We start from the raw sequence: 22,353 nt of genomic DNA, 5'->3' as shown, positions 1-22,353 counted from the left end.
ACTAGTACACAAGACAGGCGTAAATTTAAACTTACAAAAATGTTGGCGTGACAGGAAAGCCCGCGCCGGATAACCTTTCTTTCCTCGGCGAAGTGTAAAGCCACGCTACCACTTGCCGGAATGCACAAAACGCGCCCACCTTACTTGAAAGCACCCGGTTAACACAACCCCACCGCTCGCCGCACCCGGTTACATATTTCTTATTTCCTTTACGTGCCGGATATTTACAAGTAACGATTTTTCTCCAGACTTAATACGTAATATTGACGCGTTCAATGACAGAGGGATGAATCATGCAATCTGAAGAGCAACGTCTGATTGACGGGCTTTTTGACCGGCTCAAAGCCGCCAGCGAAAACAGCGCGCCACGCGACGCGGACGCCGAACGCTGGATTGAGCAACATATGCGCACTCAGCCGGGTGCCGCCTATTACATGGCGCAAACTATTCTTATCCAGGAAGCGGCCATGAAACAGCTTAACGGTCGTATCCAGGCGCTGGAAGCCGAACGGGAACAGCAGAAGCAGGCGGCGAGTCGTCAGCAAAGCAGCGGCGGGTTCCTGGCAGGGCTCTTCGGCGGCGGTAAAAGCGAACCGGAAGCGCCGCGTGCGCAGGCAACGCCGCGCGGCTCCGACCCCATCCCCGGCGCGCAAAACTACCAGAGCGCACCGCCTGTGGGCTACGCTCAACAGGCGGCAGCGGGCCAGTATGCCAGCAACGCCCCACGCGGCGGCGGCTTTATGGCGGGTGCTCTGCAAACCGCCGCCGGTGTCGCCGGGGGCGTGGTGCTCGGCAATATGCTGACCAGCATGTTTAGCCATCATCAACCGGAAGAGATCGTCAACATCATCAACGAACCCGCGCAACCGGCGGATACTAGCCCGGTGAATGCCGTTGAAGATTACAACCAGGCCGACGACAGCCAGTTCCTGAATCAGGACGCCGGGTTACAGCAGGACAATGCCAACGACTACGTACCGGCCAGCAGCGAAGACGACTGGAATAACGACCTTGCAGGCGATGACTTTGGCGGCGACGATTTCGGCGGCGATGATGACAGCTGGGTTTAAGTTTTTCGCTTCTGGCTGCTAAGCCATTTATCAAGCTCAGCGGCGAACTGCTGGCGGTCGCGCTGGCTCAGGGCATCCGGGCCCCCGGTCTGGATGCCGCTGGCGCGCAGCGTATCCATAAAATCGCGCATCGTCAGACGTTCGCGAATGGTGGCCTCGCTGTAGCGTTCGCCGCGCGGGTTGAGCGCCACCGCCCCTTTTGCGATGACTTCCGCCGCCAGCGGTATATCCGCAGTCACCACTAAATCGCCAGGCTCACAGCAGCGGACAATTTCATTATCGGCCACGTCAAAGCCGGCAGGCACCTGGCGGGCGCGGATAAACCGTGACGGCGGTACGCGCAGCAACTGGTTAGCGATGAGGATAACCGGCGTTTCGGTACGCTCGGCGGCGCGGAATAACACTTCTTTAATCACTTTCGGACACGCGTCGGCATCCACCCAGACTGGCATTACGACTCCTGTTTGTCGGCGGGAATGATGGAGATTTTGCCATTTTTCTCAAGGATGGCGAATTTTATCTCCTCCAGGCGCTCAATCCCCTGGCTTGTGCGCGCCGAACTTAAAATATCCTCCCGCGAAATCCCCGATTTTTTCATCCGCATGGTCAGCAGATGCCCGTTCTCCACCAGAATCAGCGGTGAACCATCCAGCAGCAGATCGAGACGCGGAAAGGCGTTTTTCAGATAGTTCAGCAGGATATCAAGCACGATAAGCGTAATGATGGTAAGGGCCGCGCCGGTAAACGAAAAATCGTTGCCGAGCAGCGCCTGTTGGGTCGCCTCGCTAATAATCAGCAGTAGCACGAAATCAAACGAGTTCATCTCCATTAACGTGCGGCGACCGGCGATTTTCAGCACCACCAGCAGCAGAAAATACATGCCTGCGGCGCGTAAGACGCTGTCCATGATGTTCTCCTACGGATAGACCCACTGGGTCAGGCGCACCGGCGACGCGCCTTCGAGGGTGACGGTAGAGGCTAAGCGCCCCGCCGACTGCGGCTGCGTCACTATCCAGACTGCATGCGCGCCGTCTGGCGTCGGGGGAAACGTCAGCGTCAGCGTGTGGCGCCCGGTATGGGCAATAACGGGCTGTGGCTGCAGCGTTTGCAGCACGACGTGGTCAGGGAAATCACCGCCGAAATCGAGCGTCACCGGCTGGTTTTTCGGCCCCTGGATGCGTAGCGCAAAAGGCTCGTCGCTCTCGGCGCGAAGAAACCGCTGATACTCCACAGTCAGGCTTTTTTCAGGGTTCGTGGCCGACGTTTTACTCAGCCACCCGTCGGAAAACCCGCCCAGCAGCGCTATCACCACAATGGCATACAACAGCCAGTTGCCGCCCTGCTGGATGCGCCACTCAATACGCTGGGCGTGCATATGTTCCCGCACTGGCGTTTCACGGCTGGCGTATTCGTCAGAAACAGATTTCGCCATCACACACCTCTCTGGATTCAGGATAAGCGTAGCCGAAGCCTTAACGGATTGCCTGAAAGCGCGTTAAGCTATACCTCTTGTGAATCTGGACGCGATAAACGGAGCGATGCTGTGGAGAAGAAAATAGGCTTTATCGGTTGCGGCAATATGGGCAAGGCTATCCTGGGCGGTCTGCTGGCAAGCGGTCAGGCGCAGGCGGAAAGCGTGTTTGTGTATACGCCATCTGAAGAGAGCCGGGCTGCGCTGAAAGAAGAATATGGCGTGAACACAGTCGCCAGCGCGCAGGAAGTGGCGCAGGCGGCCGATATCGTGTTTGGGGCAGTGAAGCCCAATATCATGCTGAAAGTCATGAGCGATATCGCCTCCAGCCTGAACAAAGACTCGCTGGTCGTCTCCATCGCTGCCGGTATAACGCTCGATCAGCTCGCCACCGTGCTGGGACACGATCGCAAAATCGTGCGCACCATGCCAAACACGCCGTCGCTGGTCGGGGCGGGCATGACCTCTGTCACCCCGAACGTGCTCGCAAGCGATGAAGATACCCGGAACGTGCTCGCGATTTTCCGAAGCTTCGGCGAGGCGGAAGTGGTGGCGGAATATCTTATCCATCCGGTGGTCGGCGTCAGCGGCTCGGCGCCCGCCTATGTCTTTATGTTTATCGAAGCGATGGCCGATGCGGCCGTACTCGGCGGCATGCCGCGCGCGCAGGCGTATAAATTCGCCGCTCAGGCCGTGATGGGCTCAGCCAAAATGGTGCTGGAGACGGGCAAACATCCCGGCGAGCTTAAAGATATGGTGTGTTCACCAGGCGGTACGACTATCGAAGCGGTACGCGTTTTGGAAGAGCGCGGCATGCGTGCGGCGGTAATTGAAGCCATGGCCCAGTGCATGAGCAAATCGGAAAAGCTCAGTAAAGGCTAAAAATAAAGGGCTACCGCAGGTAGCCCTTGTTGTTGGCGCGGGGGCCTTACTGCCCGATATCGCGCAGTTTTTTGCCCGCCATCAGGTTCTTTTCGATATGTTCCAGCGTGATGTTTTTGGTTTCCGGAATAAGCCAGAACGTGACGCCGACAAAGGCCAGGTTCAGCGCGGTATAGAGCCAGAACGTCCCCGCCGCGCCGATATTATCAATAAGCGTCAGGAATGTGGCGCCGATTATCATGTTCGACACCCAGTTGGTGGTGGTCGAACAGGTCACGCCGAAGTCGCGGCATTTCAGCGGCTGAATTTCCGAGCAGAGGATCCACACCACTGGCGCGGCGCTCATCGCATAACCTGCGATACACATCATGGTCATGCCGACAGAGAGCCAGGAAATGCCCGTGGAGATTTCGCCGTGATCGACCTTCATCAGGCAGTAACCAAGCACCAGCGTGCCGAGCGCCATCACGCTAAAACCGATTTTCAGCGCCGGTTTACGGCCCGCTTTATCCACGGTAAAGACCGCGATAAACGTGGCGAGCATAAAGGTCAGCCCGACCACAACCGTTGCTATCATCTGCTGTTCGGTGCTGGCAAATCCGGCCATCTGAAAGATTTTCGGCGCGTAGTACATGATGATATTCATGCCGGTAAACTGCTGCATCGCCTGTAGCAGCATGCCGAGAAATACGGCGCGGCGCACATTGCGGTTAGCGGTAAACAGCGCCCAGCCGCCCTGCTTCACCTTCAGGCTTTCGCGGATCTCGTTGAGTTCATCGCGCGCTTTTTCTGAGGTATCGCGCAGCATTCGCAGTACTTTTTCCGCCTCGATATGCATTCCTTTAGCCGCCAGCCAGCGCGGGCTGTTTGGCAAAAACACGACCATCACTAAGAGCATCACTGCCGGGAGCGCCAGCACGCCGAGCATGGCCCGCCAGTTGCCGCTGTAGCTCAGCGCAGTATCAGACAGAAACGCCAGCAAAATGCCGAGCGTTACCATCAGCTGATAGAGGCTTATCATCTTGCCGCGCACTTTTTCTGATGCCATCTCTGAAAGATAAAGCGGCGCGGTATACGAGGCGATCCCGACCGCCACGCCCAGAATCACGCGGGCGCCGAGAAGCACCTCCAGCGAGTGGGCAAACGCTGAACCGAGCGAGCCGAGAATAAAGAGCACCGCCCCCGCCATCAGGCTGTATTTACGCCCGAGCCGTGAGGAGAGCCACCCGTTAAACAGCGCGCCAAGCGCTGCGCCGAGCATCATGCTGCTCACTACCCACTCCTGGGCGCGGCTACTTAAGCTGAAATGATCGGTGATAAAGGGCAACGCCCCGGAGATAACGCCGATATCCAGGCCAAACAACAGACCCGCGACGGCGGCGGAAACAGAAACAAACAGGTTCATGCGGCGCGCTTTACGTTCCTGAACGCTTGCAGCAGGCGTGACTTCACTTACCGAGGACATCTTTTTTCTCCCGTTAAAGGCAATCGGCCATTCTCATAACGGTAGTGGCAACGCCGTTAAGTCGTCAGGCGGGAAACGGCGAAGATATGGATAAAAATGCTATGACACCGTGTTTTGTGATGCAGGTTATAAAACAGAAAAATCGCTTCACCTCGCGATATAACGCAGCATGGCGGGGAATAATGTGACACAACGCGGTAAATTCGAGAATAAAAACATGCAATCCGGCGTTTGTCTCATGGACAATCAGAGAGCGCTCTGTCTTCCTTATCGCCTGTTGCCGCTTTTTTAAGCGGTGCATGAAGCCCCGCTTGCTACGCACGCGCCTCAGAACAACGCCTTTTAAAAGTCATGCGCCAGACTGGGCATGGTGTTATTTCCGGGCGGGTGAGTGGTTGTCAGACATTAGGCTGATGACACGCAGAGAATATATCGCATCGCCGTGGCGCAACACAGGCGTAAATAACGTACCGCGTCTGTGTGAAAACTATTATCTTACCGGCGCGATTAATCCAAAAGTATTAAAAAAGGCAAGAAATAAAAACGAGGGGAAAGAAATAAGGCGCGTATTCGCAGATTATTCTTTTATACACCGCAGTGGAATTATCCGGCGTAAAAGAAACCGTCTGCGAATAATGCAGCGCGTTAGCATAGCGCAATAAGATGACAGAAAAATAATGCGGCTGGCCCCGTTAAATGCTCAGGTTCTGGGGTGCCGCAGCAGCTTTTTTACATATTGCTGCAACAGCTCGGTATCGCGCTGTGGAATGTTACTTTCAGGCTGTACGCCCTCTAGCGCGCCTTCAACGCTGTTAATCAGCGTCTGTTGCGTTTCCAGATCCAGATGGCGCAATAATGCAGTGACCACAATCTCCAGGGCCTCGACTTGCGCCACCAGCTCTTTGGATTCTTCTTCCTTTTCTGCAAGCTTAACCAGCAGTTCAGCTATAAGATTTTTCATAACTGTCTTCCTGTGGAATTGTTGCCAAGAAGTTATCATTACGCATCGGGGTTGCCTAGTGATCGCCGTGGCTTTTTTGAATGTCTCATCGGTTTTGTGCGACGCCACAAAAAATTGCCGCCAGCGAAACGTTTTACTGGCGAGAATAAACACGCGATGACAATAAAAAACCGGTGGCAGACAATGTTCACCGAATGAATTATTGGCGTAAAGATGGATTAATTATTGACGGCCTTAGCGTGACGTCTTAACGCTACGGCGAATTGCCAGACATTCAGCAGCAAGACGACGGCCGTGGCGATAAACACCCAACGATAGCCCGCCGCCGCGGAGATGCCCGCGCCCATCAGCGGCCCCAGCACATTGCCAAGGTACATAAATGACTGGTTGTACCCGAAGATACGGCCCGTGACGTTATCGGAGGAGTATTTGACCAGCAACGTCTGCACCGCCGGGAACATTGCTCCGTCAGCGAAGCCGAGCAGAAAACGCAGCACCGCCAGTTGCAGGGGTGAGGTCACAAATGACATCGCGAAAAACAGCCCGATGGCTACCACCAGCGTTGCCATTAGCACGCGCGCCGTGCCGATGCGATCGCCCAGTCGGCCGAGCCGCGGCGCGCTGAGCAGCGCTGATACGCCCGGGATCGCCGCAATCATCCCGCTTAAAAAGGCGATATTGTTGCTGTCCGGCGTCAGGGATTTGATAAACAGCGCCAGAATGGGGCTCACCGAGCCGTTAGAGAGCTGAATCACCATCGTGGTAATAAAGAGGCTTAACACCAGCCACGGCGCTGGCAGGCTTGCGAACACCGCTTTACCGCTCAGCTGTTCGCTTTTAGAAAGCCGCGTGCGGGCGCCCTCTTTAATCAGAAACAGCGTAACCGTAAAACTTATCACGAGCAGTAGCGCGGTAATCAAAAACACCGGGCGCAGCCCCACATGATCAGCGAGAAACCCGCCCATCAACGGGCCTAAAATCACACCGCTTATCTGTGCGGTAGAGAGCGTGCTAAGCGCCCAGCCGCTGCGGTCGCGAGGAACCTGCGAGGCCACCAGCGCCATCGCGTTGGGAATATAGCCGGAGGTCAGCCCCATCAGCGCGCGCAGCGCAAACAGCTGCCAGACGTTCGTCGCAAAAGCCTGAAGCAGGATAGCCACCGCCATCCCGAGCGAAGCGCGCAACAGCATCAGCTTACGGCCCTTGCGGTCGGCAAGGCTGCCCCAGAGCGGCGACACAATCGCGGAAACCAGAAACGTGACGCTGAATGTCAGCCCCGACCAGAGCGACAATGCCTCGCGGGATTGCACGCCGAGTTCGGCAACGTACAGCGGCAGGAAAGGCAGGATTTGGCTTATCGCAAGGCCGGTGAAAAAACAGCCAAACCAGACGGAGATGAGATTAACCTTCCAGGATTCCATACGCGCGCTATCTGTAAGTCGATGATGTCTCAGGGTATCAGGATACGCATCAGGATAAATGCGCATGTGTGCGCCCTGAAATACTTTGGACGCTTATCATTAATATAAAATCATTTGTGATATTTATCACACTAAAGCGTCACACGCGCCGATGATTATCCTTATCGGCAAATGCCAAAACCGCGCATCCCCAAATGAAAATGGTTGGCGTGGGCCGCGTTGTAATCCGGCCCGAGCGCGTTACCAAAATAGAGGCAGCTCTGGCCGAACAGCGCGCGCAGCGTATCACCGCGCGGGCCAGTTTCCTTCCAGCCTTTCAGCACGCTTATTTGCTGCCCGTTCGCGAAACGAAACGCGCTCACATCCAGCGCGTCTGCCGTCGCATGTTCGCTTAAGCGCGCGTTAGCGCGATGATAAATATTGCGACAGGCGTAGCTGCCGTAGTGGTCGATGCGTACCAGTGGGCTGCCCATCATCGCGGCGCTGATGGGTTTCGCCTGCTGCTGCACATACATGGCGCTGCTGAGCGCAAGCGGACAGCTGGCGAGAAACGAGCTGCTGAGTTTCACTTCGCCGAAGCGCAGCACCCGTACCGGCGCGGCCAGCGGGCACTTGCCCTGGGTCGGTGTCTGGATGCGGTACTGGATCATGTCACGCTGGCGGGCTTCGTCCAGCAGCGCCAGGCACGCCTGCGGATCGTTCGCCATCTGTCGCAGCTTGTAGCGAGTCACCATCGTTGGCGGGTCGAGCGGCGACAGTGGCGCGAACGGGTTATACCAGGCTGGCAGATAATCGTACAGCCAGACGCCTGCAAGCGCCGTTAACGCCAGGGTTGTTACCATTGCTATCCCTTTTTTCGCCATGCCACCGCCAGAAAACCAGACACAAAATCAAAGTATAACCGCTTCATGGCGCAGGAAGGCCGCGCGCGCCACGAACCACATGAATCCGCCTGTCGGGCGTGCTATGTTGTGGACTTTCGTCTGCTTTGAGGATGGGTTGTAGAAATGGCAAAACTGCGCGTGGGCATTGTGTTTGGCGGAAAATCAGCAGAGCACGAGGTATCGCTTCAGTCAGCAAAAAATATCGTTGACGCGATTGATAAAGAAAAATTCGAGGTCGTGCTGCTGGGTATTGATAAAACGGGCCAGTGGCACGTGAATGACGCATCCCGCTATCTGCTGAACGCTGATAACCCGGCGCGGATCGCTCTGCACCGATCGGAGAAAAACGTTGCGCTGATCCCGGGCCTGAGCCAGCAACAGCTTATTGAATCAGACAACCGTCAGGCGCTGCCGCAGCTGGATGTGATCTTCCCGATAGTCCACGGCACGCTCGGTGAAGACGGATCGCTGCAAGGCATGCTGCGGATGGCGAATATTCCATTTGTGGGATCCGGCGTACTCGGCTCGGCGGTCAGCATGGATAAAGATATCGCCAAGCGACTGCTGCGCGACGCCGGCCTCGCGGTCGCGCCGTTTATTACGCTCACCCGCGCCAACCGCACGCGTTATACGTTTGAAGATGTTAAACAGCAGCTCGGTCTGCCGCTTTTTGTGAAGCCTGCCAACCAGGGATCGTCGGTCGGCGTAAGCAAAGTCAATGACGAGGCACAGTATCACGCCGCCGTGGCGCTGGCCTTTGAATTCGACCATAAAGTTGTGGTGGAAACTGGCATTAAAGGCCGCGAGATTGAGTGCGCGGTGCTCGGTAACGACGCCCCGCAGGCCAGCACCTGCGGCGAGATCGTGGTCAGCAGCGAGTTTTACTCCTACGACACCAAATATATCGACGATCAGGCCGCCCGCGTCGTGGTGCCTGCCGATATTGCGCCGGAAGTGAACGAGAAGATCCGCGCTATCGCCATCCGCGCGTTTCAGGCGCTGGAGTGTGCAGGCCTTGCGCGCGTGGATGTGTTTTTAACGCCGGATAATGAGGTGATCATTAACGAAATCAACACGCTGCCGGGCTTTACCAACATCAGCATGTATCCGAAGCTGTGGCAGGCGAGCGGTATCGGTTATCAGGACCTGATCACTCGCCTTATTGAACTGGCGCTCGAACGTCATCAGGCCGATGTCGCGCTGAAAAGCTCGATCACCGGCTAAGCGCGTTACTCTTCCGCCGCGTCCGGCTCTTGCGGGCGACGGCGGATAACCAGCCCTGCAATCCAGAAGCAAATCACCCACGTCACCAGCCCTACTGCATAAGTTTGCCAGCCCTTTGCTTCAAACCCCAACAGGCCAATCACGCCGTTCATAATGAAAATCAGACCCAGTGCGACCGCATAATAGTGCCAGTCACGGCGAATTTTGGCAGAGAGTTGCATGGTTACTCCGAAAGCGTCAAAAAAAGCATCTTCGCATATCCCTGAATGCCTGTCTGTGGCCCGTGTCGCGCGGTGTGAAGCGCGTTACGGTTACGCTTAAAACGCGTCTGAAAGCGTCAGTAAAAACACGATGACCACGCCTCTAACGACTATCGGCACGTTCAGGAAAAGTCTGAATGTTAATCAATAATTAATTTAGTTACAGAAATGTGAGTGTCGACATAATTTTGACATTCAGGAGTAATCTGCCCGCCAAATTACCACGAATCCGATATTGACAAATAAGATCTCCTGCCAGACTTCCCCTTGTAGCACCTGGCGTAACGCCAGTACGAAGGTCGAATACCCGGAGGTCTGTATGGCTGAGATATCGTTACCCAAACCCATAATCGCCGGGAAACCAGGAAGATCGTCAAGATCGTCGACGTTAGGCAATCTCGCCTACGCGCTGTTTGTGTTGTTCTCTTTCTGGGTTGGCGCGCAACTCCTGAATGTCGTGGTACATGCGCCCGGCGTTCTGGATAATTTGATGCAAATGCAGGAGAGTGGCCGTCCGCAAATTCGGATGGGACTCGCAGTCGGTACGGTGTTCGCGCTGGTGCCATTTCTTGCAGGGTGCGTCTTTGCGATGGTCATGGCGTTCTTTTTCCGCCTGCGACGTCGTCGCTTTTAATCTTTACTCATACAGCGTGCCCGACGATCGTCCACGCGCTTTGCAAACCACGCCGTGGTGAGCTTACGCGTGATCTTCGGGCTTTCCAGTTCAATACCCGGCAGTAACTCACGCGGCAATGCGCGCCCGGCGCGTTTATCCGCGATCGCAAACACCTTTTTATAAATCGTACTGTCGCTGAAATCTTCGCGATCCCCGTTCGCCAGCGCGCGATGGATCTCGCTTTCGCTCATATCAAGCTTATCGGCAAGTTTGCGCACGGCATTTTCGGTTGCGCCCGGCTCGTTGCTGTCGTAGCGGATAAGGTCGCCATCCAGCGCCAGCTTCACGCCGCTCGCTTTGCTGACGGCGTTCTGAAAGGCCGCGTTACGGCTCGCATACCAGCCCGCGTTGAAATCGGCGAAGCGATAAAGCGGACGTGAATAATCCACCGGATAATTCAGCAGATGATAAATCCCAAACCAGAGACCACCGCGACGGGTAAAGACTTCCTGGCGAAGCGTGCCGTCGACATCATACGGATAACCGCGTGCGTGCGCCTCGGCAAACGCGATGCTGACCTGCATCGGCCCGCCGGTATGCACCGGGTTTAAGTTGCCAAACAGCGTCTGGCCGAGCGGCACCATACCGATGAAATCATCAAAAATCGCGCTCAGCTCGCGTTCCGATTTTACGTGGTCGAGCCGTTCGCTGTAGCTTTTGCCGTTGGGGGATTTGATCAGCAGCGCGGTGTGCACCACAAACGCCGGAATATGCAGTTTGCCGGCGCGGCGCTCAATCTCCTTCCAGGCAATCTTGCCAAGCCCCGGCACTTGCGGATCGGACTGATAATTCGATTCCTGCTCCGCCACGGCCAGCACCGAGCAGATGTTCTCTTCCGTGGCCGCGATTTTTTGCGTTTCAAACGCACGGGCGATATCCCGCGCCCAGCCGTCACGGTCTTTCACACTGGCAGGCATTTTCTGCTTAACCACGGCGCGCACATCAAGCGGCTTTACGCCCTTTTCGGGCGTGGAAGTCTGGCTGGTACAGCCCGCCAGTGCCAGCAGCGCGGCGAGCGTAAGAGGACGAAAGCAGGTGGGCAAGGCAAACGTGGCGGCCATGGTAATCCTGTCAGGCTGAGTTCAGGCCGTTTACCCTGCCACGTTTTGGCCGCCGCGAAAAGCAGATCGCTCCGAAGACGCAGCGGCAAACGGCGCTTATATCGCTTCCTGCGGCTCGTGCACCGGGTCTGGACTATCGTTCAGCGTGCGCTCAAAGCTTCGCAGACGTTTATAGATAGACATCAGCTCCACAAGCGTGGTCCAGGAGCTGATCAAATACTGGAACGCGCCGCGCACCTCGCCAAACACGTTACCAATTTGCGACATCAGCCCAAGCGTAATCGTCCCCGCGACGATAGAAGGAAACATCAGGAACAGACCGAAAATCGCATCGACCTGCAAATAAAGAATGCGGGCGATGTTGAAATAGGTGTAGTGGAAATAAAGCCGGAAATAGTTGTGCCGCACGTTACTAAAGAGCGCCTGCACCGTGGGCGGATCGGCGCGGGTTGGATCGTCCTCGCCATACACCAGTTCTTTACGGTACGCCGCCTCCACACGCTGGTTGCGAAACTCAAGCCCCGGCAGTTTGATCCCAACGAGCGCCAGCAGGCCGGTCCCCATCAACGCCCAGATGATCGCGGCAAACACCAGGCCGTATGGCACTGCGCCCACCACGGGCAATTCTTTCACGTGCGGGGAAAGCGCGACCAGCACCGGCATAAACGCAATCAAAGTCATCACGGCTTTCAGCAGCGACACGCCCATATCTTCAAGTGTCGAGGCGAAACGCATGGTGTCTTCCTGCACACGCTGCGCGGCGCCTTCGATATGGCGCAGGCGCTGCCAGTGCTCCATGTAGTATTCGTTCATGGCGGTGCGCCAGCGGAAAATGTAATGGCTGATAAAGAAGTTATTCATCACGCCCACGGTAACGTAAATCAGCGCAATACCGAGGAAAACCAGCAGCCCGCTGTAGAGCTGGCCGATTTTGACTTTATTCGGTGCGCCAAGCGCAGTCTGGATAAGATCGAAGAACGGCGCGTACCAGGCGTTGATGGCAACGGACAGCTCCACCATAAACCAGGTGACGAAAATCAGCAGCGCCGAGCCCAGCACCGACCAGCGCTGCCAGCGGTGCGGGCAGTAAACACGCCAGAAGGCGGCAAACAGCCCTACGCACACCGCGTAGTAGGCATAGAAGAGAAGAAAATTGCCTGACCAGAACCGGGTCGCGTTGACGGGCAACGCGCCCGCCACGCCGAGCCGTTCGGCAAGCCAGCCGCCGCCCAGTTGCCAGGCAACGACGGCAATCATCGCCCAAATCAGCGCCGACAAGAAAAACGCGCCGGGGCGCGGGAAAAAGGATTTAAACATCAATCGCTCCTGCAAATATTTTTGTTTTTGCTGTTGCTGTATGACCTGTGCCCTGCTCACACGGCAGGGGCGTTGAGTGTAACCCGACGGGCGAGGGCTGCACCGCCCGGATTGTTTCCGAAAATGTAACGGCGCAACGTTTTCGCGCGCCGTGGTGAGACAGACCGGCGCGCGTTTAGTTCGCCTGCCAGGCGCTGAGGATATCGGCGGTCGGCAGCACGCCTGGCGCGTTGTCCGGCACCGTCAGGTTGGCCCATACCTCGTTGTAGTGCGTAATCAGTATGGGCGCAGCGGCGGCCGTGCGGTCAGCCGTGGTATGCGCGTCGCTTGCGATGGTCAGGCGAAAACCGCGGCTCGCCGCCTGCTTGATGGTGGTATCCACACAGTAATCGCTGGCGCAGCCGCAAACCACGAATTCAGTGATGCCGTGCTCGCGCAGCAGCGCCTCAAGCGGCGTGCGGTAGAACGCATCGCAGGCGGTCTTGGTCACGCGCAGCGCGTTTTCCGGCACGTTGAGATCTGGCAATACCGCGAATCCGGTAGAGCCCTCCTCCAGCCCGCCCGCTTCGGCGTGCTGCACGATAATGACCTGCCGGGCCTGCGCCATCAGCTGATTGATGCGGGCGACGCGCCCTTCGCGATCAAAACGCGGCGTCGCGAAAACGCCGTTTTGCATATCGATAACCATCACAACCCGTGGTACAGACATCGCGCACTCCTTCTGAGGGAAAAAAGGAGATTACCACAGCCACAGCGAGGCGGAGACCCGGAAAAAGTGTGCGCAAAAAAAGCGTGCTGTTACGCGTCGTTACGTTTTTTCAGGTCTTGTGGCGCTTTTCGGGCCTTTGCAGATTCCGCTGCAGTAGTATAAATACCCTCTATTCTTGTTCACTGAATGGATGGCTTCGTTGAAACGTTGTCTGCTCTCCTGCGCCCTGCTGTTAAGCGCGGCCTTTTCCGCGGCCCACGCCGCGCAAACTTCGCCTGATCCGGTTTTTGCGTCTGATATTGTCGACCGTTACGCCAATCATATTTTCTACGGCAGCGGCGCGACCGGAATGGCCATCGTCGTCATCGACGGCAACCAGCGTGTCTTTCGAAGCTTCGGCGAGACGCGTCCTGGCAATAACGTCCGCCCCCAGCTCGACTCGGTTATCCGCATCGCGTCGCTCACCAAACTGATGACCAGCGAAATGCTGGTGAAAATGTTCGATCAGGGTGTCGTGAAACTCGACGATCCGCTAAGCCGCTATGCGCCGCCCGGCGCGCGCGTGCCGACATATCAGGGCGAGCCGATTCGCCTGGTGAACCTCGCCACCCACACCAGCGCCCTGCCCCGCGAACAGCCAGGCGGTGCGGCGATACGTCCGGTGTTCGTCTGGCCGACGCGCCAGCAGCGCTGGGAATGGCTCTCCACCGCGACGCTAAAAGCAGCCCCCGGCGCCACGGCATCCTATTCCAACCTCGCGTTTGATCTGCTGGCCGACGCACTGGCGAACGCCGCAGGCAAGCCTTATACCCAGCTGTTTGAAGAGCAGATAACCCGCCCGCTCGGCATGAAAGACACCACGTTTACGCCCTCGCCCGATCAGTGCAAGCGTCTGATGATCGCCGAAAAAGGCGCAAGCCCGTGTAATAACACGCTGGCGGCCATCGGCAGCGGCGGCGTCTACTCCACGCCGGACGATATGATGCGCTGGATGCAGCAGTTCCTGGCATCCGATTTCCATCGTCGTAGCCCCCAGGCCGACCGCATGCAGACGCTGATTTACCAGCGTGCGCAGCTCACCAAAGTGGTCGGGATGGACGTCCCCGGCAAGGCAGACGCGCTGGGGCTTGGCTGGGTTTATATGGCACCGAAAGAGGGCCGACCCGGCATCATTCAGAAAACCGGCGGCGGCGGCGGGTTTATTACCTATATGGCGATGGTGCCGCAGAGCAATATCGGCGCGTTCGTGGTCGTCACCCGCTCACCGCTCACGCGTTTTACCAACATGAGCGACGGGATAAACGATCTGGTAACCGAACTGAGCGGCAACAAGCCCCTCACGCCGGAATCGTAATGCAGCCAACGGCGCCTGCGCGGCGCCGTTTCCTTTCAGTAATGCAGCGGCAGCTTATTGACCGCCACCAGCTTTCCTTTGTGCATTTCGATGTATTTGCCTTTTCTTAACTCCGCGAGCACTTCAGCTATCACCGAGCGGGAAATATGAGTGTGGTTCTGGATATGATGAATAACGCCAATCTGCGCGCGCAACTCCGGGCTCCAGCCTGCCATCGTCAGTAGCGTCGAGCGGATCTGTGAATAGGTCGTGGTGCCGATAAAGTGCGCGTCGCGCCACTCAAACCAGCGCATCAGCCACGTCTGCCAGTGGCAAAAAGATTTCCACAGCTGGCGATGCTCAATGATGTCGATAGCCCGCCGCACCGGCATACGAAAGCCGCGGCATGGCGTTTCGGTCATCAGGGTGTAGCGCAGCGGCTGCGGGATCACGGCATCAGAAAAGCTCAGATACAGCGGAGACGTCAGTAAATCCACGTGGATGCGGTTCTGCTCGCGCCACACGTTGAGACTTCCTTCTTTAAAAAACCAGCACTGCGGCTCGCCCTGTTCGTTAAAAAAAGATAATTCACAATGGGCGTCAATATCAAAAGGCGTTCCTGCCGGGCCGAGATGACGCAAAAGAGAATCGAGATGATCTAAGGGTTTTACCAGATCTAACACGCGAGATATCCATTTCAGGTGTGTTGGGGGAACTGCCTGTCCGCGCAGGACAGGCAGCTTTTGACGCGGATAAACAATGTCACCAGGTGTATTTCACGCCCACATTAGCGGCCCAGTCCTGGTCCACATCGCCGCCGCCCAGATAGTTGGCGTCGGCATAGGCGCTGAAGTTTTTGGTGAAGCTGAACCGCCCGCCGAGGCCCGCGCGCACGGCGGAGCCTTCCACGCCGTTATCGATGCTGTCGCCGTTGACGTCGGCGTCGTTATCGTTGGCGTCATCATAGACGTAAGCGAGTTTCGCATACGGGGTGAACGCCTGGTCATTGCCGTAGTTGAACGTGTAACCGAGATCGGCCCCCAGTTCATAGCGCAGGCTGTCATAAGACTGGCTGTTGACGCGCATATCGTTACTTAACTGATAACCGTCGCCATCCTGGAACAGCCCGGAGACGCTGGCATACGGCGTCAGGTAGCCCTGCGGGTTAAACTGCCAGTCGTAACCCAGTTTTAGCCCGAAACCCCATGCATCGGAGGAGATATCGCCGGAGACCGACTGGCCATCGCTCATCACCGCGCTCAGATCGTTACTGTAATGGCTGTAGCTCAGGCTGGAATCCAGGAACACATCGTTGGCAAAGCGCGCCGAGGCGTACAGACGCGCCGACTGGCTATCCTGATCGACGCTGCCAGTGCGATCGTCCATATCGCCTTTCGCAAAGCCCGCCGCAACGCCAAGGGTCCATTTCGCGCTATCGCCTTCCACCAGCTTATCAAGCCCGACCATCAGGCCACTCACATCCTGGTCATAGCTCAGCTCGCCGGTATCGCCGTTGAAGTTACCGCCGAAATAGGTCACCCACGCGCCGCCGGTATCCGACGGGCTGTGACGGCCCTGCGCAAGACGCGTGCTCAGCACGTCCTGCTCCTGGTTCCAGATGTTGGTATTCGCAGACGGAATGCTCAGCGCCATATTCGCGTAGTCCGTTAGTGCGCGCTGTTTCAGCACCACGGTATCGCCCTGCTGGTGCGCCTCGTAGGTATAGGCGCCGAGATCGGCTTTATTGGCCGCGGTAAAGCGTGCGGAGGTTGCGTCGTTGTCATCGTAAACGCGCAGCACTTCGCTGCCTTTGTAATCGGCCACTGCGCCTGCGCCAGTCGCGTTATCGATGCGCACCCGATAGTTGCCCGCCACGTCACCGTTGACCGCCAGATGGCCGTCTGCATTTAGCGCAATCACGCCGTGGTCGTACTCCTTCTGATGCGGATCGTTGGTGATATCGCGCGCGTTATTGAGCGAGGCATCCAGCACATAATCCCGACTGCCGACGTTCAGCACACCGCCATCGGTCAGCACCACGCTGTCAGCATCCACCTGGCCGGTGCCGAGATTCAGTTGCGCCCCGTTATCGATGGTCAGCGTGTTGGCGTACAGCGCCGCGGTCTCTTCCGTGAGCGTCGCTTGACTGCCGCTATCAAGCGTCAGTGCATTGGTCGCGACCGCGCCGCCATCGCCGATGTTAAGCGTCGCGTTATGGGTAAGCGTGATAGCGTCCGCCAGCAGCGATGAGCTTTCCACATTGACCTGCGACTGGTTATCCACGGTGAGTACGTCAATGTTTGATGCTTTACGGGTATCCCACTCGGAGCCGTTTTTCAGCGTCACGTTGAAAATCCCGCTCTGGTAAACCTGGTTGCCCGCCACGTGGCCTGCTTCGTTAAACGCGGTATCGTCATTTTCGATGCCAAAGGTGGAACCTGGCCACAGGCTGTTCGGCTGCACGTCATACAGCTCGGAGGTCGCCTCAACACGGGAAATAGCCGCGCCCACCCATTTGCTGCCATTATTCAGCGTGACGTCCAGCCGGTCGGTGTCATCCCAGCCGTTGGAATCCAGCGTGCCGTCGCCGTTCACGTCATAGGCATTGATATGGGTCGTTACCGGATTGCCGTTGTCATCGAGCGTCGTACGATCATAGCCGCCGAAATTCTCATCGAAAGTACTTTCGAAATAGATATCGCCATTAATGGTTGAGCGATCAAAAGTGGCCGTCGTCTGCATGGCGTTATCTGCCGTGGGGTTCGCCACGACGGCCAGCGCGATATCGTCGGCGGTAATGGCGTTGTCATAATCGCTGGCCTTGCCGGTGTGGCCATAAAAACCGTTCGAGCCTTCATCGCTCCATGAGCCGGAACTCAGCACGGAGTCTTTCACCACCACGCTATTATTAAAAATCTCGCTGCTGTTTGCGCCCGTCGGTGAGGTGACGTCCTGATTATCTTCCCACTCATATCCCTGCGTCAGCGTCATTCCCGCCACGTGGGAATTATTCTGGATAACCAGATCGGTTTCCTGATCAAGCGTAATCGCAGTCCCGAGATTATAAATATCTTTTGCCGCTGTCGTTTTATCGTCAGCATTATAATAAGTGTAGTGTTCGAAGTCGTCGTCAATAGTGGAGTTATCCACCGTTAACGCGAGGCGGTTATAGCGATAATCCCCGGTGCGGTTATCGCAATTATCCGTCATGCACTGCGACGTTATCATGCCGTGAATGGTACTGTCTTTAATCGTTAACGCGTTTCGGTTGTTATTATTGCTGGCGCCATTATCAAGATACCAGGTGGAAATAACGCCGTCGACTTTCGCGCCGGAAATTTGCGGATAAATATTCCCATTATAATAGTCTGAGCCATAGTCATAACCGACATAGCCCTGATACATAATGCCGCCATCATAATAAAACGTGTCGTAGCTTTTGCCTGAAATATCCGTGGCAGCAGAGGCCTGAGAAGCGATAGCCATTGTGCAGGCCACGGCTAATTGTGAGACTACAAGTTTCTTTTTCCAGGAGTGCATTTATCATCCCTCCTCAGGGACGTCACAAAGACAAAGTTGGTCCATCAAATGGTTTGCCGTAATACAAGCGTGATGTATTAACAGTAAAATTATGCACGTCGGGAATTTAAAGGTTCAATTCTTCTTTACGGATTGTACGAATTCAAACTCGCGCAATAACCAGGTGTTTGCATATTATTTGCGCAACACCCCCAGTCTGTCTCGTCGGATAATAAAATAGCTTCTCGCCACGCGCGCTAAACAATTCCTCATTTATATACTCGTGCGGTGGTGCATTGGGGAAAATAATAACATTGGTATCATTTATAAAATGGTGCCTCGCTGCGCTCGCGCACTTTTCGCCGTCTCTGCGGATACTCATCTATAATGTGAATATCTTAATGGCATGGAGAAAGTGAATCGAATGAACGAAAAACTTCAGCACGCCGCAAAACAAGCCGGTATTTATCTGAGCCGGCGCGGGCTTCGCCTGGCGACCGCAGAATCCTGCACCGGTGGGCTTATCACCTATATGCTGTGCGCCACCGAAGATACTACCGCCTTTTATTCGAGCGGTTTTATCACTTACACCAATGAAGCCAAGCAGCGCATGCTGGGTGTGAGCGCCGAGACGCTGCGCCTCTACACCGCCGTAAGCGAGCAAACGGTACATGAAATGGCGGCAGGCGCCCGCGAGCGTTCAGGCGAAGATGTCAGCCTGTCGGTAAGCGGTTACGCCGGGCCGGATGGCGGTGAAGACGGTACGCCACCGGGCACCGTGTGGTTTGGCTGGGGCATGCCGGGTGATGAAACCGTCGCGGAAAAACACCACTTCAACGGCGATCCGAAAACCGTGGTTGAGCAGGCCGCCATTTTCGCGCTGGAGCGCCTGGTCGAGTTGTTAAAAGCGCGAGAATAAGGCCCGCGCCTAAAGGTCTGCCTGCGCCGTTTCGCCCCGGCAGGCCTTGTATTCTGTGGCTTTGTGCGTTTTAGCGCCCACAATCGTCAAACATCCGCACCCGTTTCGGGTTAAAATAAAGCCTGTCTCATTTCTCTGATAAGAAGCAATTATGGCCGATTTTTCATTGAGTTCCCGCCCGCGCCGCCTGCGCCAGAACGCCTCGCTGCGCGCCATGTTCGAAGAAACCTCGTTAAGCCGCAACGATCTGGTGCTGCCGATTTTCGTTGAGGAAGAGCTGGACGATTACAAACCCATCGCCGCGATGCCGGGCGTTATGCGCATCCCGGAAAAATACTTTGCCCGTGAGGTCGAACGTATTGCGAAGGCAGGCATTCGCTCCATCATGACCTTCGGCATCTCGCACCACACCGACGAGTGCGGCAGCGATACCTGGAATGAAAACGGCCTGGTGGCCCGTATGTCGCGTATCGCCAAAGACGCGGTGCCAGAGATGGTCGTCATGTCAGATACCTGCTTTTGTGAATACACCACCCACGGCCACTGCGGCGTGTTGTGCGAGCATGGCGTTGATAACGACACGACGCTGGTCAACCTGGGCCGTCAGGCCGTGGTCGCGGCTGCGGCAGGCGCCGACTTCATCGCGCCGTCGGCGGCAATGGATGGTCAGGTGAAAGCCATTCGCCAGGCGCTGGACGCGGCGGGCTTCACAGACACCGCGATTTTCTCCTACTCCACGAAATTCGCGTCGTCGTTCTACGGCCCGTTCCGCGAAGCCGCAGGAACCGCGCTGAAAGGCGACCGTAAAACCTATCAGATGAGCCCGATGAACCGTCGCGAAGCGATCCGTGAATCGCTGCTGGACGAAGCCGAAGGCGCAGACGCGCTGATGGTGAAACCGGCGGGCGCGTATCTCGATATCCTGCGCGATGTGCGTGAGCGCACCAGCCTGCCGCTCGGCGCGTATCAGGTGAGCGGGGAATACGCGATGATTAAATTCGCCGCCCAGGCGGGCGCGATTGACGAAGAGAAAGTGATCCTGGAAAGCCTCGGCGCCATCAAGCGCGCGGGCGCGGATCTTATCTTCAGCTACTTCGCCCTCGATCTGGCAGAGAAAAATATTCTCTGATCTGCCGCGGCGGGCCGCTGTCCGCCGCGTTTTCTTTTCCCTTGCTGTGACCTTTCCTTCACGCCCCTGACATGCTGGCGTCATCTTCCGGGACTATCACTGTTCGCAGACGGTTCCCGAGGAGACACAACCGTGTTTAGCATCGACAACGTTCTGGACGATCTTTACCCGCAGAAAACCCCCGCCCCCTGGCTTAAAAAAACGCTCAAACGCCTGCTTTACGAACAAGAGTTTCAGGACTTCGCTGCCGGTCATCGCCATCTGAAAGGACTGGATATGGTCGAGCAGGTGCTGGAACATTTAGATATTCGCTGCGATCTTCCGGCGCGCGCGCTGGAGCAGATCCCCGACCACGGCCCGTTGGTTATCGTCGCCAACCACCCAACCGGCACCGTGGACGGCCTGGCGCTGCTATACGCCATTTCGCGCGTACGCCGCGACGTGCGCGTGGTGGCGAACCGCATGCTGAGCCATCTGGAGCCGCTCTCATCGCTTTTTATCGCTGTCGATAATATCGGCAACCGCACCCGCAAAACCGCCATCAAAGAGATGGAAGCGCATCTTGAGCGCGGTGGCGCGCTGATTTTCTTCCCGGCGGGCGAGGTATCGCGCCCTGGCAGACACGGCATACAGGACGGCGTCTGGAACGCCGGTTTTGTGAAACTCGCAAGCCGTTACCGCGCGCCAGTACTGCCGGTGCACATCGCCGGGCGAAACAGCGTTGCGTTCTACAGCGCTGCCCTGGTCGCCCCACCGCTTGCGATGCTGATGCTCATCCGCGAAATGTTTCGCAAGCGCGGAACGACGCTGCCCGTCAATATCGGCGAGCGCATCCCGTGGAGCGCCTGGCACGACGCGAATACGCACCCGCGCGACAAGGCGGCGCGCTTTCGCCAACATGTCACGCGCCTTGGTAAAGGGCAAAAGGGCTGCTTTAAAACCGAATGCGCCATCGCACGCCCGGAAGACAGAGCCGCGCTGCGCCGGGCGCTGGCCCAGGCGGAAACTCTCGGCGAGACGCCGGATGGCAAAACCATCTATCTGTGGCGGCGCAACGGCATGGAAGAAGCGCCGGTACTGCGCGAGCTGGGCCGCCTGCGTGAAATCGCCTTTCGCGCCGTGGGCGAAGGCAGCGGCAAGCGCCGCGACACCGACACCTATGACGATGATTACTGGCATCTGGTGTTATGGGATGACGCGGCGCTGGAGATTGTCGGCGCGTACCGTTTTATCCCGACCGCGCAGCAGGTGACACAGCGCGGGCTGGCAGGCCTCTACAGCAACAGCCTGTTTCATTACGACGAACGCATGGACGAGGTGTTAAGCCAGGGCATTGAGCTTGGCCGCAGCTTTATCCAGCCGCAGTACTGGGGGCGACGCGGGCTGGATTATCTCTGGTCGGGCATCGGCGCGTATCTGGCGCGCTACCCGCAATACCGTTATCTGTTCGGCCCAGTGTCTATTTCCGGCGGTCTGCCGCCTGCCGCGCGCGATCTGCTGGTCGCGTTTTACCGGCTCTGGTTCCCGGCGCAGCATCCGCTTGCCGCCTCGCGTCGTCCATACCCGGTGTCATTGCCGGAGGCGCTGGCGCAGTTTGGCGGCGAGAATTATCAGGAGGATTTAACACGCCTTAAATCCCTGCTCGGCAATCTCGGCTGCGGTATCCCGCCGCTCTATAAGCAGTATTCGGAGCTTTGTGAGCCTGGCGGCGTACAGTTTATCGATTTCGGCAGCGATCCGGCGTTCAGTGATTGTGTCGACGGCCTGGTGCTGGTGGATTTAACGCGCCTTAAAACGTCTCGCCGCGAGCGGTATATCGGCGCGATATCGCCCCGGCCCGCCACTGGCGATAAGAAAGGTTAAGCGATGGTTTTACTCCGGCTAAAAAAACGTCCCATCATGGCCGGTTTCCTGCCGGGAGCCTGGACTACAAAGGGGGCGACGGCGAGCGCCCTTTGTATGTGCGCATAAAAATAACGCCCATAGGAAGGCGATATTTTGACGATCAGAACCTCTTCGCCGCCCCGGTCTCCCTTCCCTTACCCGGCTCTC

21 protein-coding genes are annotated in these 22,353 nt (G+C 56.9%); 8 read left to right on the top strand and 13 right to left on the bottom strand.

The window, feature by feature from the left end; genetic code table 11:
• Window positions 1-293: 293 nt before the first annotated feature.
• Window positions 294-1,070 (top strand): DUF2076 domain-containing protein, encoded by a 777-nt coding sequence (locus AFK62_RS04875; protein WP_007679982.1) that lies wholly within the window; start codon window positions 294-296, stop codon window positions 1,068-1,070.
• Here the strand turns inward: AFK62_RS04875 and AFK62_RS04870 are convergent.
• Genes AFK62_RS04870 through AFK62_RS04860 form a run of 3 tightly spaced genes read right to left on the bottom strand, consistent with a single transcriptional unit; the run spans window position 1,067 to window position 2,502 of the window.
• On the bottom strand, window positions 1,067-1,522 hold the full coding sequence (locus tag AFK62_RS04870) for a YaiI/YqxD family protein (RefSeq protein ID WP_007679986.1): 456 nt from the start codon (window positions 1,520-1,522) through the stop codon (window positions 1,067-1,069). The genes AFK62_RS04875 and AFK62_RS04870 overlap by 4 nt on opposite strands.
• A complete protein-coding gene (locus tag AFK62_RS04865; protein ID WP_007679988.1) occupies window positions 1,522-1,977 on the bottom strand; it encodes a DUF421 domain-containing protein in 456 nt (151 codons plus the stop codon). Before AFK62_RS04865 ends, AFK62_RS04870 begins: the two co-directional genes overlap by 1 nt.
• 9 nt (window positions 1,978-1,986) lie before the next feature.
• Entirely contained in the window at window positions 1,987-2,502 is a 516-nt protein-coding gene (locus AFK62_RS04860; protein WP_007679992.1) for a hypothetical protein, read from the bottom strand.
• A 111-nt stretch (window positions 2,503-2,613) separates the two neighbouring features.
• On the opposite strand from AFK62_RS04860, the gene proC reads away from it, so the two are divergent.
• The gene (gene proC / locus AFK62_RS04855) at window positions 2,614-3,423 is read left to right on the top strand and encodes a pyrroline-5-carboxylate reductase (protein ID WP_032984861.1); all 810 of its coding nucleotides are present in this window, start codon (window positions 2,614-2,616) and stop codon (window positions 3,421-3,423) included.
• Window positions 3,424-3,469: 46 nt separating this feature from the next.
• Here the strand turns inward: proC and AFK62_RS04850 are convergent, their stop codons facing one another.
• The 4 genes from AFK62_RS04850 to AFK62_RS04835 all read right to left on the bottom strand — a co-directional run bounded on the left by AFK62_RS04850 (window position 3,470) and on the right by AFK62_RS04835 (window position 8,133).
• Window positions 3,470-4,888 (bottom strand): sugar porter family MFS transporter, encoded by a 1,419-nt coding sequence (locus tag AFK62_RS04850; protein WP_053531743.1) that lies wholly within the window; start codon window positions 4,886-4,888, stop codon window positions 3,470-3,472.
• Window positions 4,889-5,588: 700 nt separating this feature from the next.
• Window positions 5,589-5,849, bottom strand: coding sequence for an anti-adapter protein IraP (gene iraP, locus AFK62_RS04845; RefSeq protein WP_007680000.1), 261 nt, complete (start codon window positions 5,847-5,849; stop codon window positions 5,589-5,591).
• A 218-nt stretch (window positions 5,850-6,067) separates the two neighbouring features.
• Window positions 6,068-7,270: a multidrug efflux MFS transporter gene (locus AFK62_RS04840; protein ID WP_007680002.1), complete on the bottom strand. Its 1,203-nt coding sequence runs from the start codon at window positions 7,268-7,270 to the stop codon at window positions 6,068-6,070.
• A gap of 161 nt (window positions 7,271-7,431) precedes the next feature.
• Window positions 7,432-8,133 carry an extensin-like domain-containing protein gene (locus AFK62_RS04835; RefSeq protein WP_007680004.1) on the bottom strand — a complete coding sequence of 234 codons (702 nt, stop codon included), beginning with the start codon at window positions 8,131-8,133 and terminating at the stop codon, window positions 7,432-7,434.
• Between the two features lie 144 nt (window positions 8,134-8,277).
• Between AFK62_RS04835 and ddlA the strand changes: the two genes are divergently transcribed.
• On the top strand, window positions 8,278-9,378 hold the full coding sequence (gene ddlA / locus AFK62_RS04830; RefSeq protein ID WP_007680006.1) for a D-alanine--D-alanine ligase: 1,101 nt from the start codon (window positions 8,278-8,280) through the stop codon (window positions 9,376-9,378).
• 5 nt (window positions 9,379-9,383) lie between these two features.
• Here ddlA and AFK62_RS04825 read toward each other — a convergent pair whose 3' ends face one another.
• On the bottom strand, window positions 9,384-9,599 hold the full coding sequence (locus AFK62_RS04825; RefSeq protein WP_007680007.1) for a DUF2754 family protein: 216 nt from the start codon (window positions 9,597-9,599) through the stop codon (window positions 9,384-9,386).
• A gap of 358 nt (window positions 9,600-9,957) precedes the next feature.
• Here AFK62_RS04825 and AFK62_RS04820 point away from each other — a divergent pair, with 358 nt between their 5' ends.
• Window positions 9,958-10,272, top strand: coding sequence for a DUF2755 family protein (locus AFK62_RS04820; RefSeq protein WP_032984863.1), 315 nt, complete (start codon window positions 9,958-9,960; stop codon window positions 10,270-10,272).
• On the opposite strand, the gene AFK62_RS04815 is transcribed toward AFK62_RS04820, so the two are convergent.
• From AFK62_RS04815 to AFK62_RS04805, 3 genes are all read right to left on the bottom strand, one after another.
• Complete coding sequence (locus AFK62_RS04815; RefSeq protein WP_007680012.1) at window positions 10,269-11,375, bottom strand: DUF1615 domain-containing protein; 1,107 nt, start codon at window positions 11,373-11,375, stop codon at window positions 10,269-10,271. The genes AFK62_RS04820 and AFK62_RS04815 overlap by 4 nt on opposite strands.
• 96 nt (window positions 11,376-11,471) lie before the next feature.
• Window positions 11,472-12,692 (bottom strand): peptide antibiotic transporter SbmA, encoded by a 1,221-nt coding sequence (gene sbmA, locus AFK62_RS04810; RefSeq protein ID WP_007680014.1) that lies wholly within the window; start codon window positions 12,690-12,692, stop codon window positions 11,472-11,474.
• A 175-nt stretch (window positions 12,693-12,867) separates the two neighbouring features.
• Window positions 12,868-13,401 carry an isochorismatase family protein gene (locus AFK62_RS04805; protein WP_007680016.1) on the bottom strand — a complete coding sequence of 178 codons (534 nt, stop codon included), beginning with the start codon at window positions 13,399-13,401 and terminating at the stop codon, window positions 12,868-12,870.
• A gap of 199 nt (window positions 13,402-13,600) precedes the next feature.
• Between AFK62_RS04805 and ampH the strand changes: the two genes are divergently transcribed.
• Window positions 13,601-14,755 (top strand): D-alanyl-D-alanine-carboxypeptidase/endopeptidase AmpH, encoded by a 1,155-nt coding sequence (ampH, locus tag AFK62_RS04800; RefSeq protein WP_007680018.1) that lies wholly within the window; start codon window positions 13,601-13,603, stop codon window positions 14,753-14,755.
• 35 nt (window positions 14,756-14,790) lie between these two features.
• Here the strand turns inward: ampH and AFK62_RS04795 are convergent, their stop codons facing one another.
• Together AFK62_RS04795 and AFK62_RS04790 are read right to left on the bottom strand one after the other, a co-directional pair.
• Window positions 14,791-15,417: a helix-turn-helix domain-containing protein gene (locus tag AFK62_RS04795; RefSeq protein ID WP_007680020.1), complete on the bottom strand. Its 627-nt coding sequence runs from the start codon at window positions 15,415-15,417 to the stop codon at window positions 14,791-14,793.
• A 79-nt stretch (window positions 15,418-15,496) separates the two neighbouring features.
• Entirely contained in the window at window positions 15,497-18,274 is a 2,778-nt protein-coding gene (locus AFK62_RS04790) for an autotransporter outer membrane beta-barrel domain-containing protein (RefSeq protein WP_053531742.1), read from the bottom strand.
• Window positions 18,275-18,677: 403 nt separating this feature from the next.
• Here AFK62_RS04790 and AFK62_RS04785 point away from each other — a divergent pair, with 403 nt between their 5' ends.
• From AFK62_RS04785 to AFK62_RS04775, 3 genes are all read left to right on the top strand, one after another.
• Window positions 18,678-19,172, top strand: a complete 495-nt coding sequence (locus AFK62_RS04785) for a CinA family protein (protein WP_007680025.1) — start codon at window positions 18,678-18,680, stop codon at window positions 19,170-19,172.
• Between the two features lie 151 nt (window positions 19,173-19,323).
• Entirely contained in the window at window positions 19,324-20,301 is a 978-nt protein-coding gene (gene hemB / locus AFK62_RS04780; protein ID WP_007680026.1) for a porphobilinogen synthase, read from the top strand.
• Window positions 20,302-20,433: 132 nt separating this feature from the next.
• Complete coding sequence (locus AFK62_RS04775; RefSeq protein ID WP_053531741.1) at window positions 20,434-22,164, top strand: lysophospholipid acyltransferase family protein; 1,731 nt, start codon at window positions 20,434-20,436, stop codon at window positions 22,162-22,164.
• Window positions 22,165-22,353: the final 189 nt, after the last annotated feature.

It is taken from the genome of Cronobacter condimenti 1330 (genome assembly GCF_001277255.1).
GTDB lineage: Bacteria > Pseudomonadota > Gammaproteobacteria > Enterobacterales > Enterobacteriaceae > Cronobacter > Cronobacter condimenti.
This window is presented reverse-complemented; position numbering and strand designations above follow the sequence as displayed.

Excerpts from the sequence above, each read along its gene's own strand:
- AFK62_RS04815 (WP_007680012.1), bottom strand. The coding sequence starts at position 11,375 with ATGGCCGCCACGTTTGCCTTGCCCACCTGCTTTCGTCCTCTTACGCTC.
- AFK62_RS04805 (WP_007680016.1), bottom strand. The coding sequence starts at position 13,401 with ATGTCTGTACCACGGGTTGTGATGGTTATCGATATGCAAAACGGCGTT.
- AFK62_RS04875 (WP_007679982.1), top strand. The coding sequence starts at position 294 with ATGCAATCTGAAGAGCAACGTCTGATTGACGGGCTTTTTGACCGGCTC.
- AFK62_RS04825 (WP_007680007.1), bottom strand. The coding sequence starts at position 9,599 with ATGCAACTCTCTGCCAAAATTCGCCGTGACTGGCACTATTATGCGGTC.
- ddlA (WP_007680006.1), top strand. The coding sequence starts at position 8,278 with ATGGCAAAACTGCGCGTGGGCATTGTGTTTGGCGGAAAATCAGCAGAG.
- AFK62_RS04820 (WP_032984863.1), top strand. The coding sequence starts at position 9,958 with ATGGCTGAGATATCGTTACCCAAACCCATAATCGCCGGGAAACCAGGA.
- iraP (WP_007680000.1), bottom strand. The coding sequence starts at position 5,849 with ATGAAAAATCTTATAGCTGAACTGCTGGTTAAGCTTGCAGAAAAGGAA.
- AFK62_RS04850 (WP_053531743.1), bottom strand. The coding sequence starts at position 4,888 with ATGTCCTCGGTAAGTGAAGTCACGCCTGCTGCAAGCGTTCAGGAACGT.
- AFK62_RS04840 (WP_007680002.1), bottom strand. The coding sequence starts at position 7,270 with ATGGAATCCTGGAAGGTTAATCTCATCTCCGTCTGGTTTGGCTGTTTT.
- AFK62_RS04870 (WP_007679986.1), bottom strand. The coding sequence starts at position 1,522 with ATGCCAGTCTGGGTGGATGCCGACGCGTGTCCGAAAGTGATTAAAGAA.
- AFK62_RS04790 (WP_053531742.1), bottom strand. The coding sequence starts at position 18,274 with ATGCACTCCTGGAAAAAGAAACTTGTAGTCTCACAATTAGCCGTGGCC.
- AFK62_RS04835 (WP_007680004.1), bottom strand. The coding sequence starts at position 8,133 with ATGGCGAAAAAAGGGATAGCAATGGTAACAACCCTGGCGTTAACGGCG.
- AFK62_RS04860 (WP_007679992.1), bottom strand. The coding sequence starts at position 2,502 with ATGGCGAAATCTGTTTCTGACGAATACGCCAGCCGTGAAACGCCAGTG.
- AFK62_RS04785 (WP_007680025.1), top strand. The coding sequence starts at position 18,678 with ATGAACGAAAAACTTCAGCACGCCGCAAAACAAGCCGGTATTTATCTG.
- sbmA (WP_007680014.1), bottom strand. The coding sequence starts at position 12,692 with ATGTTTAAATCCTTTTTCCCGCGCCCCGGCGCGTTTTTCTTGTCGGCG.
- AFK62_RS04865 (WP_007679988.1), bottom strand. The coding sequence starts at position 1,977 with ATGGACAGCGTCTTACGCGCCGCAGGCATGTATTTTCTGCTGCTGGTG.
- hemB (WP_007680026.1), top strand. The coding sequence starts at position 19,324 with ATGGCCGATTTTTCATTGAGTTCCCGCCCGCGCCGCCTGCGCCAGAAC.